Below are 15598 nucleotides of genomic sequence, written 5' to 3'. Positions count from 1 at the left end.
AGATAAAGGAGAAATCCGATATTCTTCGGGGATTTTTCTTTGTCTGCGTTTTATGAACAGAGAATTCTTCGCTTTCAGCGGCTCGCGGATCGGACGCCTGGATTTGCAGTTTACATTTCATCGAAGTGCGCGTATTCCAGATACTTTCTTGCCAGAACTGTTAATGCGATGGAAAGGGCGTTCATGGATTTGGAGTCTTCGGCCTGCAGTGGAAGCGGGAGATTTCATAGTGCAGCGAGAACTGGCTGTGATCGCTGAGAGAGTTTTTGAAAGCATCGTCACCGAACAGATCGGGACTTTTCGAATGTTGAGCAGATTGACGATGTTTTTGAGATGCGGGGTTTCTCCGCTGAGACTGGTGATAATGACCAGATCGTCCGGCGTCAGTGTACGGGCGATAATTTCAAAGTTCGTTTCTCCAGAAATCAGATGATTCGGCTTGCCGTAGAGAAAAAGCTCCGAAGAAAACTGCTGGGAATAGTTGTTCTGTACAAATCCGGTCGCGTAAATGATCAGGCGATTTGCCGAATCGATGGCTTTCAGCAGCGGCGTGTAATTGAACTGCGCGCACATATCGAACGTTCGCATCACATCGTGACGGTACTGATCGACCAGATCCTGCGGAATGACTTCCCGCGCATTCAACGCTTCCTGCATTTCAAATTTCATCTGGGAATAGCCGCGATAGCCGAGTTTCTGCGCCAGGCGCAGTACGGATGACCGGCTCGACTGCAGCATTTTCGCCATATCGTTAATGGACAGGCCGCAAAGATCTTCTGTATGGGAAACGAGAAAACTGGCCATTTCCTTTTCTGTATCGTTTAAGCCGTCATAGCTCACTTTTACCTGCTGGAAAAAATTCATGATCCTTCTCCTTTCTCCTTAGTGCGGGGATAGTCCATCCAGAATGGATGGAAAAGAAAAACAGGTTTTGTACAGCCATACTCTTTCGGTCCGTTTTTAAGGTACAGGAATTTTCAGAAATCGATAAGACCGTTTTTACATCCATCCCTTTTTCGTGCACATTCCGTGATCAGGCGAAGTGTGAGGGGCACTCCGCTTACTGAAAAGATCAAAGCGCAGAAACAGAAAAGACTCCAGATTCTGGAGTCTTCAAAATCAGTCGATCGTCTTGTCAAAAGAATCATGAGCGCTTCATAAGGACGAAGCGTCTGGATCTTCGAGAGCGTTTCTGGGGTGTCGCAGTAATTGGAAAGGAGAAGCTTTGCGCATGAAAGACATTTTTCTTCTTCTTTGGAAAGGCCAAGATCGGATAGGGAGAACGGAATATCCTGATCGGCGAAGCTGCAGATGATATACAGGCTGCTGTTTTCGTTGGCTCGTTTATAAGCGAAGATCTCTGGATGATCTTTCATTTTGAGCGAGTACGTTCCGTTGCGCAAAACCGGGAGTTCTTTTCGCAGAGCGATGAGCTTCTGGTAATGGTAGAAGACGGAATTGGGATCGTTCAGCGCGTCTTCGACGGTAAAAACGTCTCTGGCTTTGGTAAAGGGCAGCCAGGGCTCGCTTTTGAGAAGCCGTAATTGGACTTGTTTGAATCCCATTGCATCGGCGTACGGGCATTGTCCCGGCTGCCGTTATGGCAGACGGTACGAATGAACTCTTCGGATTCTCCGTTTTCGCGAAGCAGATCGATAAAGGCGCGGGTCTCGATATCCTGATAGTCTTCCAGACGTTCAAATTCCGGGTTTACCTGACCAATTTCTTCACCCATGTAAACGAAGGGCGTTCCCTTCATGCCATGAAGCAGGGTGCCAAGCATTTTTGCGGATTCGATGCGGAAGCGCTGATCGTCGCCATAGCGGGATACGGCACGCGGCTGATCGTGGTTGTTCCAGTACAGGGAATTCCATCCCTGTTCCAGATCGTTCTGCCATTTGGACAGGTTTTCCTTCAGATCGGCAAGCGGAGCGCGTTCGACGGAAAACTTGCCGTATTTTCCATAATCGAGATGCATGTGTTCAAACTGGAAAACCATGTTGAGTTCTTTTCGCGCCGGATCGGTAAAAAGCAGAGCCTGCTTTGTTGTGGTGTTTGGCGTTTCGCCGACGGTCATCACATCGTAGCGGCTGAGCACCTGCTCATTCATTTCCTGCAGGAATTCATGAACGCGCGGTCCGTTGGAACTGCCCATGTAATAGGACTTTGTATAGGGAAGCGGCCGTCATTGTCCGGGAAGGCGGGATCTTTGGAGATGACCGAAATGACATCCATGCGAAATCCGTCGACACCTTTATCCAGCCAGAAGCGCATGTCTTCATAAACCGCTTCGCGAACCGCCGGATTTTCCCAGTTCAGATCGGGCTGCTCTTTGGCAAAGCAGTGCAAATAGTACTGATCGCGTTCGGGAACGTACGTCCAGGCCGGTCCGCCAAACGTCGAGCCCCAGTTGTTGGGAAGCGAGCCGTCTTCTTTCGCGTCTTTCCAGATGTAGAAATCGGAATAAGGATTGTTTCGGGAAGAGCGGGACTGCTTAAACCATTCGTGCTGATCGGATGTGTGATTAACGACTAGATCCATAATGATGCGAATCCCTTTTTCATGGGCTTCTCTGAGCAGCTGCTCAAAGTCTTCCATCGTTCCGTACTGCGGATGAATGGCCCGGTAGTCGGCAATATCGTATCCGTTATCGATAAGCGGAGATACATAGATTGGGTTCAGCCAGATCGTGTCTGCGCCAAGCTTCTGAATGTAGTCCAGACGGGAGCGGATCCCGTTGAGATCGCCGATGCCGTCGTTGTTGCTGTCCTGAAAAGACTGGGGGTAAATCTGATAAATGACGCTGCTTTTCCACCAGTCGGTCGACTTGCCGCGCATTATTCATCCTCCTCGTCATCGTCGGATGCGCCAAAGGACGCGTTGACGTAAACAATTTGCGAGCGGGCTTCCGCAATGGCGGTTTCAATGGCTGCTTCATCCAGAGCACCGCTCTGCGCCTGCAGCGCCAGAGTAAGCACCAGCGGCAAATTCATTCCCGCAAACAGATGCGTATTGGGCCGTTTGAGAATGTAGGGCGCGCATGCCTGGCAGACCGAACCGCCAGGCATGTCGGTAAAGATCAGAATTTCATCGGCCGGATCGACAGGATCGATGACAGCGGCGAGTTCTTCTTCGATGGGGGTGTTGTTCAGGTAGGCGGAAATGTCCGCAATTTCAAGATCGGAAGGGAAGATGTAGTTGAGAGTATCTTTTAAGCCGGAAGCCATAGTGTGATGGCTGGCGAGAATGATTTTGGTCATGATCAGCAGGTATCCTTTCGTAAATGGGGTAAAGAATGAGAATGCAGAACGATCAGAACGAGAGCAGCTGCCGGAAATTTTATTGAAAGAAAAGCCGGCAGCTGTTTTATTCCGGTGCGCCTTTCCAGAAGGGAAAGACAAAGTAAGGAAATTAAACGGTCAGAATACCGAAGAAGGAGCAGACCAGCGCCAGCGCAATGATGGCGAAGATGATTTGAATGACGCTCATTTTTCGCGAAGAGAGCAGCTTGTACACCGTAAAGGTAAGCAGTGCGGGGAGCAGAGCTGGCATGATCGAATCGAGTACGCCCGTCTGAATGTTCAGAGCCACTTCGCCAAACGCAAATTCCAGACCGACCGTCATATGGATTACGGAAGGAATGAGGGCGCCTACGACGGTCAGCCCCATGATGGAAGCGGCCTGGGTAAACGTCTGCAGTTTGTCGCCTAAAGCAGTAATCAGCTTCAGACCGGATTCATAGCCGAGGTCGAACAGCTTGAAGCGAAGGAACAGGAAGCAGACATTCAGGACCATCCAGATGACGGCGCCGATCGGATTGCCTTCCAGACCCATGTAGGCTGCGATGGATCCCATGATGGTCGGATACAGAACCCAGATCAGGGTGTCGCCGATTCCGGCTAAAGGCCCCATCATGCCGGTCTTGAAGTTCTGTACGGTGTCGAGCGCCTCCAGACCGTCTTTTTCCTCCATGGCCAGCGAGGCGCCAAGAAGAATGTTGGCCATCCAGGTTGTAGTGTTGAAGTACTTGAACTGGTTGTCGAGCGAAGCCCGGTAATCTTCATCGTTCGGATAGAGCTTGCGCAGTGCTTTCTTCAGACCGAAAACGACGCCAGGTCCCTGCTGGCTTTCGTAGTTGAAAACGTTGCAGGCCATGAACATGTAGCGAAATGCAGCAGTACGAATATCTTTTGGTCAGCACCCGATGGCTTTCGGCTGCGGGTGCCGGGCTGTTTTCCTGAATAACGGATGGAGTTTCCATGTTTTTACTCATCCCAGTCATCTCCTTCCTCTTCGATGATTGCAGTATCGCCGGCACTCTTTGCGACGGCAGCGGCCGGCTTAGACGATGCGGTGGTGAAGTAATAGTAGGCAAGAGCCAGACCGATGATCGAAACGCCGAGCATCGGCACGTTCAGATAGGCCGATAGTACGAATCCGGCCAGAAGCATGGACAGGTATTTCTTAGCCGGCATAACCTGAAGCAGAAGCGCGATACCGACAACCGGAAGCATGTTGCCCGCGATGGACAGTCCATTGGTAAACCATTCGGGAACAACGGAAAGAATGAAGCTGACGATCTGTTCGCCGAAGATGACGCAAAGTGCAGTTGGCAGAGCGGTGGAAAGCATGAAGATGACGGGTCCAAGCCAGAGAATGCGTTCCATTTTTTGAAGTTCAGCGCATCGCAGGCTTTTTGGCTGCGTTGGCTACGTAGGTGTTGAGCAGTTTGGCAAGAACGTCGAGCTGAATGCCGAGCATGCCGACAGGAACGCCGACCGCCAGCGCAACGGCTTTGGCGGAATCGAGATCGCCCGTGGTACGGCAGGCAACGAAGATGCCGACCAGTGCGGCTAGTCCCCAGTTGGGGACGGAACTGCCTCCAATGTTGGCGACGCCAAGGTTCATCAGCTGAAATGTTCCGCCGATCATAAGTGCGGTAGTGAGATCGCCCATGATGATGCCGGCAGGAACCGAGATCATGATGGGAAACCAGGTCATGAGGACGAGCCCCTGCTGGTCAATGACCATCCAGCAAGCGAGCAGGATGATCAGGATAGCCTGTAAAATTTCCATATTCAGTTTCCTTTCTCAGAATGATTGATCTGCGTGTTCAGATTTCCTGGTTTGAATCGACTGCGAGCGCCTCTTTGGCAAAAGGGTGAAGTTGCTTAGAGAGATCCGTCTGGATCGGGACGGTTTTTCGTCCTTGATGTACGTTTCAAAGGCTTCTTCGCTCTCGCCCGGTACATAGTGGAACGTTACCGGTACGCCGAGCTGCTGCAGACGGCGGAAGTCCTGGACTTCCTTTTCACTGACGGAAACCATCTTTTTCACCGTCTTTTGCCTTCGCCGTCGAAGAGAATGCCGATGTTGACTTTCGGAATCTCAATACCGTTTTCCTTGAGGGTGACGAGCGTTTCCGGCTCGCGCACAATGACGAAGACGTTGTGGTTGTTGTACTTGCCCGCTTTGAAGTTACGGATGGCGGTTTCGGTGTCGATGATGGACATGCCTGTTCCGGCCGGCTTGCTCATGCGCATCGCCTGTTTCTGGATTTCATCGCCGGATACGATGTCGTCGATGACCATCAGGCGTTTGGCTTTCGTCACTCCTGCCCACTGGGTCACGACGATTCCGTGGATGAGCCGCTGGTCGACTCTGGCTAATACAATGCTCATAATTTTTCCTCCCTGGCTGTTCGCCCTGTTGACGAGGACAGAATAGAAAACTTCCAGAAACAGGTAAATGGTTTGCAAGGACGTTGGGAAAGCGCTTCAAACTCTGGGTATTTCCCAGGACGGCGGGAAATTTCCCGTTGAAAAACAGCTTTATATAAAGTGAATAATACGATAAAACGCAAAAACGAAAACGGGGAAAGCCTTTTCTTCCCATGGGCCGAAAACACTGAATCGTCCCGATTCAGGCATAAAACGCCTGCCGCCAATCGTGCAGGCAAAAGCGGAAAAGAAAAGAGATGCCAGTCTCGGCATCTCTCAAAGGAACAGATTCTGTTTTATTTTATGGGGGCGGCTTTTCAGGTTTTTCCAGCGGACCAAGGGGTCCGTCTTGATTTTCAAGACGGATGTGCCTCCTTTTTGACGAATATATGCATGCGGGAAGGGGCGCAAGCAGATCAGCGCGAAAGAGAGCAGGCTCGAAACTGTCGATAACCCGGACTTGGATGGATTACGAAACAGCTTCTTTTGGGAGGTAATTTACCTTTTCTTCGTACTGGCGAAGCTGTCTTGGACTTAAGGAAGAAAGAAATTCGCTCTCGAGCTGCAGGTATTCCTTCAAGTCGAGCAGCACGTGATAAAACATCGCCTGACTTTCAAAATCGCTCTGCTCATCCGGACACAAGGCGCCCTGCCGAATGAGGCGGTCGACGTCTTCAAGCTGCGTTTTTGGCCGGGAAGATTCCGTTACGTGAAAGGAGAGCGTGTCGATAAAATTTGCGGCCAGTTTGCCATGTCCGGGTATGGACTGAATGGCTTTGACATGAGCATGCAGCTGCTTGAGAATCATGCACTGCAAAAGCCGCACTTCAAAATACTGCAGAAACCATTTGTCCCGTTCGTGAAAGGAGTTTTGCGTAAACTGGGTGGCCTGGGCGATGCATTCGTTCAGTTCCTCCTGCAGGAGATTGAGATCGCTGCGCGAAACGTCGGCTTTCTGTTCCTTGCGCAAATACGCCGACACGTCGCACAGGCACGTTTTCAGTTCGGCTTCGACGGCGCCGATTTTTCGATACAGGCGTTCGCGTTCACTCAGCGTCGGCTGCAGAAGATTCAGTCCGAAGGCGATGAGCGTACCGATCATGAGCAGAATCAGCTCATCGATCACAAATTCCGCAGAAAAGTCCCGGTTGATCAGGAAGTGCGCGCCGATGACCGCGTTGACGGAAAGCGTACTTTGCCAGTTGAGCAGATCAAGAATCAGCACGTCGGCGAAAAGAAACAGAGCGTAAGCCAGATACGACTTTTCCACCAGAGGGAAAATGACGGCACAGATCACGACGGTAATCACAAAGGAAACCAGACGCCAGCCGATCAGCTGAATCGTATCCTTACGGGTACGGGCAATCAGAGTCAGCAGGGTAATGGTTCCCGCGGATGCCGCATTGGGAAGCTTCAGAAGCTGACAGACCAGAATGGCGGCGGCAGAACCGATCCCGATTTTGACGGCGGCCGAAAGCGCCTGGCGCCCACGGCGGCCATACTTCCAGAGCTGCGGGCGAATTTTTTCAAAGTTCATAAAAAATCTAGCATTCCGTCCCTCTTTTCATAGCGAAAAATAAGAAAAGCTCCGAAAGCCCATGCAGAACAACGGGTTTCGAAGCTTTGATGTTTTCTCAGTCGATTTTCAGGACTTCGACTTCATCGTAGTCAGGAATCGGAAGGGAAGGGGTGTAGACGTACTGAAAGCTGGACGATCCGGCGGAAGGTTTCATTTCGTAGACATCCGCAAATACGGTCTGCCCTTCTTTTTGTAAAGAATGTTGACGTGTCCAAAATACGAATTCGGTCTATCGTCGGGCCAGCTTAACGAAAAGGCGATCGTCGAATAGCTGGAATCCCTGCCGTCATCTGTCAGCTGAACGGTGTAGTTCTGATCTCCAAGCTCGCGATATGCTTTCAGCAGGTCTTCGTCGCTCATCGTTCCTTTCTCATCGAGAAAGTCGTAATCGGAGCGCAGGTCGCTTTCCCAAAATCCGTCAACGGAAAAGGACAGATCGTTCGCGTCCAGATCCGTTTTTCGCTTCCGGACAGGGCCAGCGTCTGATACATCGTATCGACGCCAAAGGGCATATCGATCCAGGTGCAGGCGTCTGCGGAATACGAATTCGGGTCATCTTCTTCTGTTCGGGTGTCGTAGACGTTGATACTCATGCTCTTCGATTTCAGCGTATCCTGTCTGGAAATCTGCAGGGTGGCGAAGCTGACGCCATTGATCTTCTCAAGGTGAGCGACCTGAACGCTTACGCCGGCTTTTTCCAGTGTAAGCACGCCGTCTGCATCGTCCGTATAGGGAAAATCGGAGATGGAAGAGGAACGCATCACATAAACCGGAAGCAGGACAAAGCACAGACCGGCGATAAGAAGCGCAACGGGTGCTGGCTTCAGCGCATGAAGCAGTCTGGAGATCTGATGAAAAGCCGGTCGATTGTGAGCGTTCTGGGAAGCCGTATTTTTGAGGCGCGATTTGAGGCATGAAAAGAACGGGAGTCCTTTTGCGGCGGCAAAGGCGGCTTCTTTTCGTTTGCCAAAATCGTCTGGCGGCATGGCGGCCTGCTGCATAGGCATTCTCCTCTCTCTCCATCCCTTTAAGCACAGGATTCTTCCTTTTCAAACCTGCAGGCAATAAAGACAGGCCGTCTGGACGATTTGGCGTCCGGCGCAGTTCTTTTCGTCTAAGGGACTGCTAAAATGATAGCAGTCCGATCTTTTGAATCGAACGCTTCATCCGAAAGGGGAAGAAAAAGACCAAAGCTCTGGAAAAAGGACAAAGGGCTGGTGAAAAGGACAAGGATCTGGAAAGAAAAAGAGGAATTGTCATGGCACAAAGAAAAACAGTCTGAACAGGAAAAAGGCATTTCACACGTTTGATGAACTTTCTGCGTATGCTGCAGCCGGATATGCGATTGTATTTGGCATCTGCTTTACGTTTTTACTCGGTGTTTTTGACCGGTCGAAAAATTTCTTTGCTTTTCTGTTCTGCATGCTTTCGCTTTTTACGGCCTGCTTGCCGTAACGCGCTTTTTCAAAGCCATCCAGTCCCATTCGGCCCGCCCTTCGACAAAGCGGTCCGCGCCAGATGCGGAACAAAAGCCTCCGCTTCCTGTCCAGGCGAAAGCGCCGGAATATGAGCGAGAGGTTCCCGAACCGTATCGAAAGCGTCTGGCCATTTTGAAAAAGCAGATTGAACAGGCGGAGGAGAGCGAAAATGCGATCGACCGTCTGATTCAGGATTCCTTTGGCAGCTCCTGGATGTCTGCTTCCCGCTACAAGAGCGTACTGGACGGAGCCAGAGACGTTCTCGAAAAAACTATGAAAACGCCAGTCAGGCTGTTGAAGTATTCGGCAGTGCCGACGTAACGGAAAAGCGGATCCGCTTTCTGGACAATTACGTGGCGGATTCGACGGATCTTCTCAACCGTATCAACGGCGTGATCGACAAGCTGCTCGAACTGCGCCAGAGCCAGACTTTAAAGGACGGCGACGATCTGGATGAACGGCTCGATGAGCTGTCCAGAACGACGATGCTGTATTCAAATCAGCCAGCGCGCATGCCCTCTGGCCAGAACAAGTAAAACTTACAGGAACAAGAAAATAACAGACACGACCCAGACAGTTTCATTCCGTCCTTCTCGCAGGCAGAGAAGGGACTGGATGGAGCTGTTTGTTTCTGCCTTTCTCTGTGTTTGTCTGCTTATCTGCAATTTTTTCATCGCTCAGTGCGCATTTTTCACCGCTTTTGCTCGTTCTGGACCATCCAGAACCTGCAGGAAATCTCAGAGATCGTACACAATTCCTGCCCCGTTCCAAAAAGAATGACCATTTAAATCCCGATTGGATATCCTAGAAACAGAACGATCATCCAAAATGATCACGAATATGTTTATGAAAACCGATGATCGATTCCCGCTATGCCCGCTATGCTGAGGCTGTTTTTGGAAAGGCAGTAAAAATTACCCCCTTCGCGAGGGCAGTTTGGCGAGGATCTTATCATTTTTGTGAAATCAGGAAACAGGAGGAGTTTCTACGATGGAAAGCCAGAGAACGATTACCCGACGCTTGGCTTCGGCGCTGGATTCGCTCGAAGACGAATTCAGCGGCCTGTATACAAAACGGGCTGTCACGCTGCGGCAGAAAGCTTTGGAAAAAGCCACCGAATCCATGCGGCCGTCCGCTTTAAAAAAGCTGCTGGATCTTTACGATCGCCTGGGCATTTCGTATTTGCCCGATCAGTCCAATGACTACTATCTTCACCTTACCGACACGTATGCATTCGAGCTGGAAACGTTTGAAGATGTCGAAGCCAGCATGCTGAACAGTCTCTATCGTCGCTTTCAGACGTATGCCACACCCAGTGAATATCTCAAACGCGATGTGGACCGTCTGAGTTTTCCCGAAGATGCAGCCTGGAAGGACGATTCGCTTCGGGTACGCATTCTCCGGCAGTTTGTGAAATACGGCGGATTTCCAAAATCCGCAGGGTTTGGAGGCAAAAACTACCTGCAGAGCTGCGTCCGCGAAAAATCCGGCAATCCGAGAATGACGCTCGAAAACGGTGCGGATTTTCTCGATGACGATGTCTTTGAACCGCTGGCCACTGCAGACAGGCCGGATCTGAAGCCGAAAGGCAAATACGGACTGCTTCGAAAAATCGATGATCTGGCCCGAGGCCGTTTTCGCGTACAGGGCGTTACAGTGCAGATGCTGTACTATTTCGCCATTGTCTATAACATGAGCTACTTTACGAACAATCAGGCGGACTTTGAAATTCTGGATCACGATTCCGATATCGAAATCAATCTGTTCCGGGACTACTACGACAATAACCTCACCCGCTTTTTATCGGAATCCATGACAAACCGGGCAGGCGGACTGGAGTATGTGCCGACCGGCCGCGGCATCAATTACAAGAACTTCGCGGAAATGGTCTATCTCTACTACCTTCGCCAGAACGATCTGAGTCCGGCGCAGAAAATTGAGCGCGCGGAACAGATGATTGACTCGATCCGCAGTGAAAAAGTAAGAGCGGAAAGTCCGTAAAAGCTATGGAGACGCCGACACAGCAGTATCGAAATTACGTCCGGCAGAGCCCTCTCGCCTCGAATCTGGAAGGACAGGACGCGCTTTCGTGGTCGGAGGAGGATTTTAAAGCGTTTCTTCTCGAAAACTACGACTGCGATATCTACGCGCTGACGGATACTAGGAGAACGCCGACCGTCATGGAACTGGCACAGGAACAGCGCAGTGCCAGAGCGCAGTATCAGGCGATTCTCGATCAGCTCAATGCGCGCGGCGTGGATGCCCAGACGTGCAAAGGCGGTCTGTGGTTTACCGACGTACGCTCCATGCAAAAAGAGGGGATCGGGCTGCTCGAAGAAAAACTGGGCGTTGCGGGCGAAGACGTCAAACAGTTTGCGCGTCTTCTGATCAATGCCAACAATCTGGTCTCTTCTATAGGAAAAGACGGAAAACAGTTCAGAAAGCAGGAAGAAAACCTTTTGCCGGAAGTGCTTCTGGAAGCGCTGAATCCGTCCGATACCGAAGAAGAACCGGATGCGGAAGATCCCATGCAAATCTGGACGGATTTTGTGGCCAGGGTTCGCAATCAGTGTGCAGACCAGAATCTGGATGACAAAGAAATCCTGAACCTGGCCAGAGTTCTGGCCAGGGACAATGGGATAACGGTACCAGAAACTTTGCCGAAGGCAGCCGTACAAAACGGGAAAGCAAACAGACTGGCCAGTTTGAAAAAGCAAGCCGATTCCCAGAAACAGGCCGAAGCTTCAAACACGCAAGAAGCTGAGCCGAAACCAGAGCCCAGAAGCGTGCCGCAGCTTATGGCGATGAGCCGGACGGTTTTGCTGAGTGCCTTCTACTATTTGTTCAACGATCTGCACGCCGTCGATTCCCCGATATGTGGGCGTGCTACGAAGATCTGTTCAAAGCCTTTAAGCAGCAGGCGGATCCGTATCTGATCGCCGCCGGCTACCAGCCCGTCAGCGGCAAAAATCTGTTCGATGTCCTGCTGACCTTCTCCTCCTACGCCTCCCTGATTCTTTAGCGGCTCCTGGCCGCCCGACAGCACCTTCTGCGTGAGGGAATTTTCCGTTATGTATACGAGAGGAAATTCTCTGTTATGTATATCGGTTATTTAGATCGGTTGCTTATATCGGTGGCCTTGCGGACGGTTCTGTCTTTCGCCTTTCTTTTTCGAAACAACCGGCTCTGCCGCCGCGGCAGTTCCTGGCGAAGAAGGGAGATGTCTGTGGAGGAAGAAAAATGCTGTTTTGGATGTCGGATCGCGGTACGCGTCATATCCAGGAAAAGAAAGACTGCGAAGACTGCCTCGGCGCGGCAGTGGAAGAAAATCGTGTCGTTTTGGCACTGGCGGACGGAGTCAGTACGTGTAAAAAGCGGCGAAAGGCGCAAAAATCGCGGTGCACACGCTGCTCGATCTGCTGATGGATCTGGATCTGACCCGGCCGGCCGGTCTTCAGCGCCAGAAAATCTTTGAGAAAGTGTGGAATGCCCAGCGACTGGAAGCCGAAAAACCGGATGCAGCGTAGAGGACTATTCGTGTATATACGCCGCGCTTCGATACGACCGGGATACGGATCGTCTGTTTTATCTCTCGCTTGGCGATGCGATGATCCTGGCGATGGGAGAAGAAACCGATCGGGGGCTGCTGGTCATGCCGGCTTCGAAGCAAAACGGAACACCCGCATCGACCACAGTGCATGGCGAGCGTCTCCTTCAGATCGGACACGTCTGCGGCAAGCCGTATACGTCAATTCTGCTTTGTTCGGATGGAGCCTGGTCTTTACTGTACGATCGCAACCGCATGAAAACCGAGGCTCGAAAGCTCATAGAATCCGAAAACTTCGAGGGAATTACGGGCTATCTGAAAAAGGAAACGGTGTGGACGACTGTTCCTTTTAGCGCTCCAGCTCGAAAACTGGATAAGGGCATCGAACATACGACCGGCACGACGGCACGCCGGTTTGTGTCGATATAAAAACGCCGGCCCAAATGCGGCTGCCTATCCGGGGCCGGGAAATCGAATAGAACGTATTCTGGTTCGTCGAAGCCCAGAGTCACCGGTTTTTGCTGATTTTTCGGGGACACGATCGCAAAAGCCGGCACCTGGAGGCTTCAGGCCGACGGCGCGGTTTCTTATTCGCCTTTTGAAAGAAAGCAGAAGCCGGAGAGCCGCCGAATACGCAGAACCATTTTGCTGCAGGGCGAGGGAAGCATGCCCCTGTAGAAGCATGTCGCTGTAAAGGAAAACCGCCAGCAGCTGAAAAAACGGTCGTCCGGGGACGGACAAAACGCACCGGTGCGAGAAGACTTGAAAAGAAACTTGAAAAGAAAAGGAAAAAAGCTGACTGAGAAGAAGGCCGATATGAAGGCCCAAAAGAATACCAAAAAGAATGCGGGAATGGGTATGGAAATTCGAAATCCAAATGAAATCCGGCTGGTGCTGTATTCCAGACAGAGCGAGGAGCGGCTGTGCCGGGTTTTTCATATTTGTTCAAAACTTGGCGAAGGAGCTTTTTCTACGGTGTACGAAGCTTATCACGAGGAAAGTTTTCGCGGGGTACTGAAACAGTACGGACAAAAGGGCGAGAGTGCAGATTTTGTCGATCCGCTGCTTGCCCCGTACTTCCTGCTTCGGGAGACGCTTCAGAAAGGAAAGTCGCAGGATCTGGCGAACTTTCTGCCCTTGTACGAAATTTATGAAGAAGAAGGACAGAAAGGCAGCTTCTGGATCTGGATGCCGGCTGCCCGCGTCGTTTCGTTCGCGGATCTTTGCCGCTCCATTCGTCAGTCGTCGAAAACGGCGAGTGAAGTTCTGGAACTGCTGCTGACCGCGATCGGTTCGCTTTTGCGCGGCGTGCAGTCGCTTCACGAAAGCGGAATGGTTCACCGGGATCTCAAACCGGCCAACTTCGGCATCCGCAAGCACAACGATACGTATCTCTCGCAGGGCGTCTGCCTGTACGATGTGGAATCGATCTGTTCGGTTTACAAACCAGGCCTCATTGTCACGGGAACGCCAGGCTATATGGAACCCGAAGCGCTTTGGGAAGATCCAAGCAATCAGACCGATCTCTATTCGATTGGCGCCATTTTGTATAACGCGCTGATTTTTACCGAAGAAGACAGCGAACACGGAAGAACCCCGGATGGAAATCCGGCAGGCTGTACGTTTGGTGCGGTGTATGCCGAACTGAAAAATTCCCGGCTCTTCGCGGATCCGGCTCTGAAAAATGCATCGCGCCTTTTACGACAGCTTGCGCAGATGATCAGCCGGGCTCTGGCGCCTCGCGCGCGCCGCTATCCTTGCGCGGAACTGATGCTCGAAGATCTGAACGCCATCTTATCCCGCGTGCGGCAGATGACGCGGCGCAAAAGCAGCAGAGCGCGCTCATTTCGCTCGAACAGTTTTTTCAGGCGTCTTCGAGTTCCCGCTTAAGAGGACTGGAACCGCTGCGCCATCTTCATGCGCATCTGTTTGAGCTGCCCGTCGGCCGGCAAAATCCCCGATTGAACGGGAAAACGCGCCGGGAAAACCGGGTCATGCTGATCGGGTTTGGCATTTTCAGCGAGCTGGTTATCGATCTGCTTTTGCAGATGATTCAGTTTGAGGAAAACCCAGTAGAAATTCTGATTGTCAGCGAAGATCCGGAAGAATTTGAACGGTACGTAAAAGGGCGGCCGGGTCTTCGGGATTTCTTCGGTCTCATTTACGAAACGCCTTTTGGAACCGTGAAAAATCCGTTCCCGCAAATGCTTCGTATGGAACCATTCGTTTTTATCCTCTGCACCTCGATTTCATCGGGGATACGCTGTTCGATCTGCCGGGAAGACTGCAAAAGACGTTCTGCATTCGGATTCCGTTTTCATTGCGCTCGCACGGGATACCAGAAACCGCAATCTGGCTGCTTCGCTGAGCGATCTGTGTGCACAAGAGAACGTCCTTTGCGATATTCGCTTTCATCAGCAGTTTCCTGAGGGCCCCTACGAGCTGGCTGTGTGGCAGGAAAACGAAAAAGAACCGGATTTTACATGTTCGAGTATGGAAGCCTTGCCAATCCGAACGGATGCAGAGTTTTCCAAAGACGAAGAAAAACTATGCCGGCTGCTCGATGAGCTGGCGTTTAATGCCCATCTGTTATGGCAGCGCCAGAGCATGCCGGATCTGGAAGCTGCCAGACGCGAATTTGAAGATCCTTACGCGTACTATTCGTCTTTATGTACCGCTATGACTATTCCCGCAAAGCTGGCGGGATTCGATCTGACGCTCGATCTACAAAATCCGAAGGACGTACTTTCCGAATTTCGAAAACGCCTGTCGGATCCGGTGTATGCCCAGGCCAGACAAAATCTGGTGTGCGCGGAACATCGCCGCTGGATTGTCGAAAAGCTCTGCCGCGGCTGGAGCCGGCTGGATGATCTGGACGCCTGCATTCCGGGCAGAACGTACGACCATCACGAGCACCATCTGCTGCTGGTGGATTCCACGCCCAGTCTGACGCTTCAGAACGGAATCTGGAAAGAGCGGTCCATGTGGGATCAGGCCGATGAAGCACATCTGGCTTTACTGGATGATCTGGATCGACGCTCGGTGGAAGTGCACCAGCACCATTTGCGAAAAGCCAGAGACGTGCGCGCCTCGGCTACGCCGTTTCTCTGGGACTGGAGGAACTGGAATCGATTGCCCGCGCAAACGAAACCGTCTGGTCGGCGTTTTTCGCCTGGAAAAGCTGCGTTCTGGAAATCTGGAATGGGGAGCAGAAAGCCAGCGGGCCGTATAAAAAGCACACGGGCATCCTGAAAAAGCGCTCGCTAAGCTGGAT

Annotated in this window: 22 protein-coding genes; 9 read left to right on the top strand and 13 right to left on the bottom strand. The window is 51.6% G+C overall.

What is annotated here, in order from left to right; all coding sequences use genetic code 11:
* Positions 1-117: 117 nt before the first annotated feature.
* The 13 genes from KWG61_RS14240 to KWG61_RS14195 all read right to left on the bottom strand — a co-directional run bounded on the left by KWG61_RS14240 (position 118) and on the right by KWG61_RS14195 (position 8300).
* A complete protein-coding gene (locus KWG61_RS14240; RefSeq protein ID WP_242744382.1) occupies positions 118-864 on the bottom strand; it encodes a MurR/RpiR family transcriptional regulator in 747 nt (248 codons plus the stop codon).
* Positions 865-977: 113 nt separating this feature from the next.
* Positions 978-1565, bottom strand: coding sequence for a hypothetical protein (locus tag KWG61_RS14235; protein WP_242744380.1), 588 nt, complete (start codon positions 1563-1565; stop codon positions 978-980).
* Positions 1469-2155, bottom strand: coding sequence for an alpha-amylase family glycosyl hydrolase (locus KWG61_RS16575; RefSeq protein WP_256460709.1), 687 nt, complete (start codon positions 2153-2155; stop codon positions 1469-1471). The genes KWG61_RS14235 and KWG61_RS16575 overlap by 97 nt, the downstream gene beginning before the upstream one ends.
* Entirely contained in the window at positions 2107-2838 is a 732-nt protein-coding gene (locus tag KWG61_RS16570) for an alpha-amylase family glycosyl hydrolase (protein WP_256460708.1), read from the bottom strand. Before KWG61_RS16570 ends, KWG61_RS16575 begins: the two co-directional genes overlap by 49 nt.
* Entirely contained in the window at positions 2838-3260 is a 423-nt protein-coding gene (locus KWG61_RS14225; protein WP_230268214.1) for a PTS sugar transporter subunit IIA, read from the bottom strand. The genes KWG61_RS16570 and KWG61_RS14225 overlap by 1 nt, the downstream gene beginning before the upstream one ends.
* A 151-nt stretch (positions 3261-3411) precedes the next feature.
* Positions 3412-4155: a PTS system mannose/fructose/sorbose family transporter subunit IID gene (locus KWG61_RS14220; RefSeq protein WP_242744378.1), complete on the bottom strand. Its 744-nt coding sequence runs from the start codon at positions 4153-4155 to the stop codon at positions 3412-3414.
* A 110-nt stretch (positions 4156-4265) separates the two neighbouring features.
* Entirely contained in the window at positions 4266-4667 is a 402-nt protein-coding gene (locus KWG61_RS16565) for a PTS sugar transporter subunit IIC (RefSeq protein WP_256460707.1), read from the bottom strand.
* Between the two features lie 10 nt (positions 4668-4677).
* The gene (locus tag KWG61_RS16560; RefSeq protein ID WP_256460706.1) at positions 4678-5076 is read right to left on the bottom strand and encodes a PTS sugar transporter subunit IIC; all 399 of its coding nucleotides are present in this window, start codon (positions 5074-5076) and stop codon (positions 4678-4680) included.
* Positions 5077-5091: 15 nt separating this feature from the next.
* Positions 5092-5337 carry a hypothetical protein gene (locus KWG61_RS17830; protein ID WP_367614217.1) on the bottom strand — a complete coding sequence of 82 codons (246 nt, stop codon included), beginning with the start codon at positions 5335-5337 and terminating at the stop codon, positions 5092-5094.
* Positions 5334-5681, bottom strand: coding sequence for a PTS system mannose/fructose/N-acetylgalactosamine-transporter subunit IIB (locus KWG61_RS17825; protein WP_367614216.1), 348 nt, complete (start codon positions 5679-5681; stop codon positions 5334-5336). Before KWG61_RS17825 ends, KWG61_RS17830 begins: the two co-directional genes overlap by 4 nt.
* Positions 5682-6189: 508 nt before the next feature.
* Entirely contained in the window at positions 6190-7257 is a 1068-nt protein-coding gene (locus KWG61_RS14205; RefSeq protein WP_230268219.1) for an aromatic acid exporter family protein, read from the bottom strand.
* Between the two features lie 192 nt (positions 7258-7449).
* On the bottom strand, positions 7450-7659 hold the full coding sequence (locus tag KWG61_RS14200) for a hypothetical protein (RefSeq protein WP_242744376.1): 210 nt from the start codon (positions 7657-7659) through the stop codon (positions 7450-7452).
* Positions 7656-8300, bottom strand: a complete 645-nt coding sequence (locus KWG61_RS14195; RefSeq protein ID WP_242744374.1) for a hypothetical protein — start codon at positions 8298-8300, stop codon at positions 7656-7658. Before KWG61_RS14195 ends, KWG61_RS14200 begins: the two co-directional genes overlap by 4 nt.
* 609 nt (positions 8301-8909) lie before the next feature.
* Between KWG61_RS14195 and KWG61_RS14190 the strand changes: the two genes are divergently transcribed.
* From KWG61_RS14190 to KWG61_RS14155, 9 genes are all read left to right on the top strand, one after another.
* On the top strand, positions 8910-9098 hold the full coding sequence (locus KWG61_RS14190; protein ID WP_242744373.1) for a hypothetical protein: 189 nt from the start codon (positions 8910-8912) through the stop codon (positions 9096-9098).
* A 32-nt stretch (positions 9099-9130) separates the two neighbouring features.
* The gene (locus tag KWG61_RS14185) at positions 9131-9313 is read left to right on the top strand and encodes a hypothetical protein (protein WP_242744372.1); all 183 of its coding nucleotides are present in this window, start codon (positions 9131-9133) and stop codon (positions 9311-9313) included.
* A gap of 454 nt (positions 9314-9767) precedes the next feature.
* On the top strand, positions 9768-10778 hold the full coding sequence (locus KWG61_RS14180) for a hypothetical protein (protein ID WP_242744371.1): 1011 nt from the start codon (positions 9768-9770) through the stop codon (positions 10776-10778).
* A 5-nt stretch (positions 10779-10783) separates the two neighbouring features.
* On the top strand, positions 10784-11713 hold the full coding sequence (locus KWG61_RS14175) for a hypothetical protein (RefSeq protein ID WP_242744370.1): 930 nt from the start codon (positions 10784-10786) through the stop codon (positions 11711-11713).
* Positions 11714-12175: 462 nt separating this feature from the next.
* Entirely contained in the window at positions 12176-12304 is a 129-nt protein-coding gene (locus KWG61_RS16555) for a hypothetical protein (RefSeq protein ID WP_256460705.1), read from the top strand.
* The gene (locus tag KWG61_RS14170) at positions 12259-12753 is read left to right on the top strand and encodes a protein phosphatase 2C domain-containing protein (protein WP_242744369.1); all 495 of its coding nucleotides are present in this window, start codon (positions 12259-12261) and stop codon (positions 12751-12753) included. Before KWG61_RS16555 ends, KWG61_RS14170 begins: the two co-directional genes overlap by 46 nt.
* A 387-nt stretch (positions 12754-13140) precedes the next feature.
* Positions 13141-14214, top strand: coding sequence for a hypothetical protein (locus KWG61_RS14165; protein WP_242744368.1), 1074 nt, complete (start codon positions 13141-13143; stop codon positions 14212-14214).
* A 71-nt stretch (positions 14215-14285) separates the two neighbouring features.
* On the top strand, positions 14286-14753 hold the full coding sequence (locus KWG61_RS14160) for a hypothetical protein (RefSeq protein ID WP_242744367.1): 468 nt from the start codon (positions 14286-14288) through the stop codon (positions 14751-14753).
* A 19-nt stretch (positions 14754-14772) separates the two neighbouring features.
* A complete protein-coding gene (locus KWG61_RS14155; RefSeq protein WP_242744366.1) occupies positions 14773-15576 on the top strand; it encodes a hypothetical protein in 804 nt (267 codons plus the stop codon).
* Positions 15577-15598 lie beyond the last annotated feature (22 nt).

Source organism: Allobaculum sp. Allo2, assembly GCF_022701175.1.
Taxonomy (GTDB): domain Bacteria; phylum Bacillota_I; class Bacilli_A; order Erysipelotrichales; family Erysipelotrichaceae; genus Allobaculum; species Allobaculum fili.
This window is presented reverse-complemented; position numbering and strand designations above follow the sequence as displayed.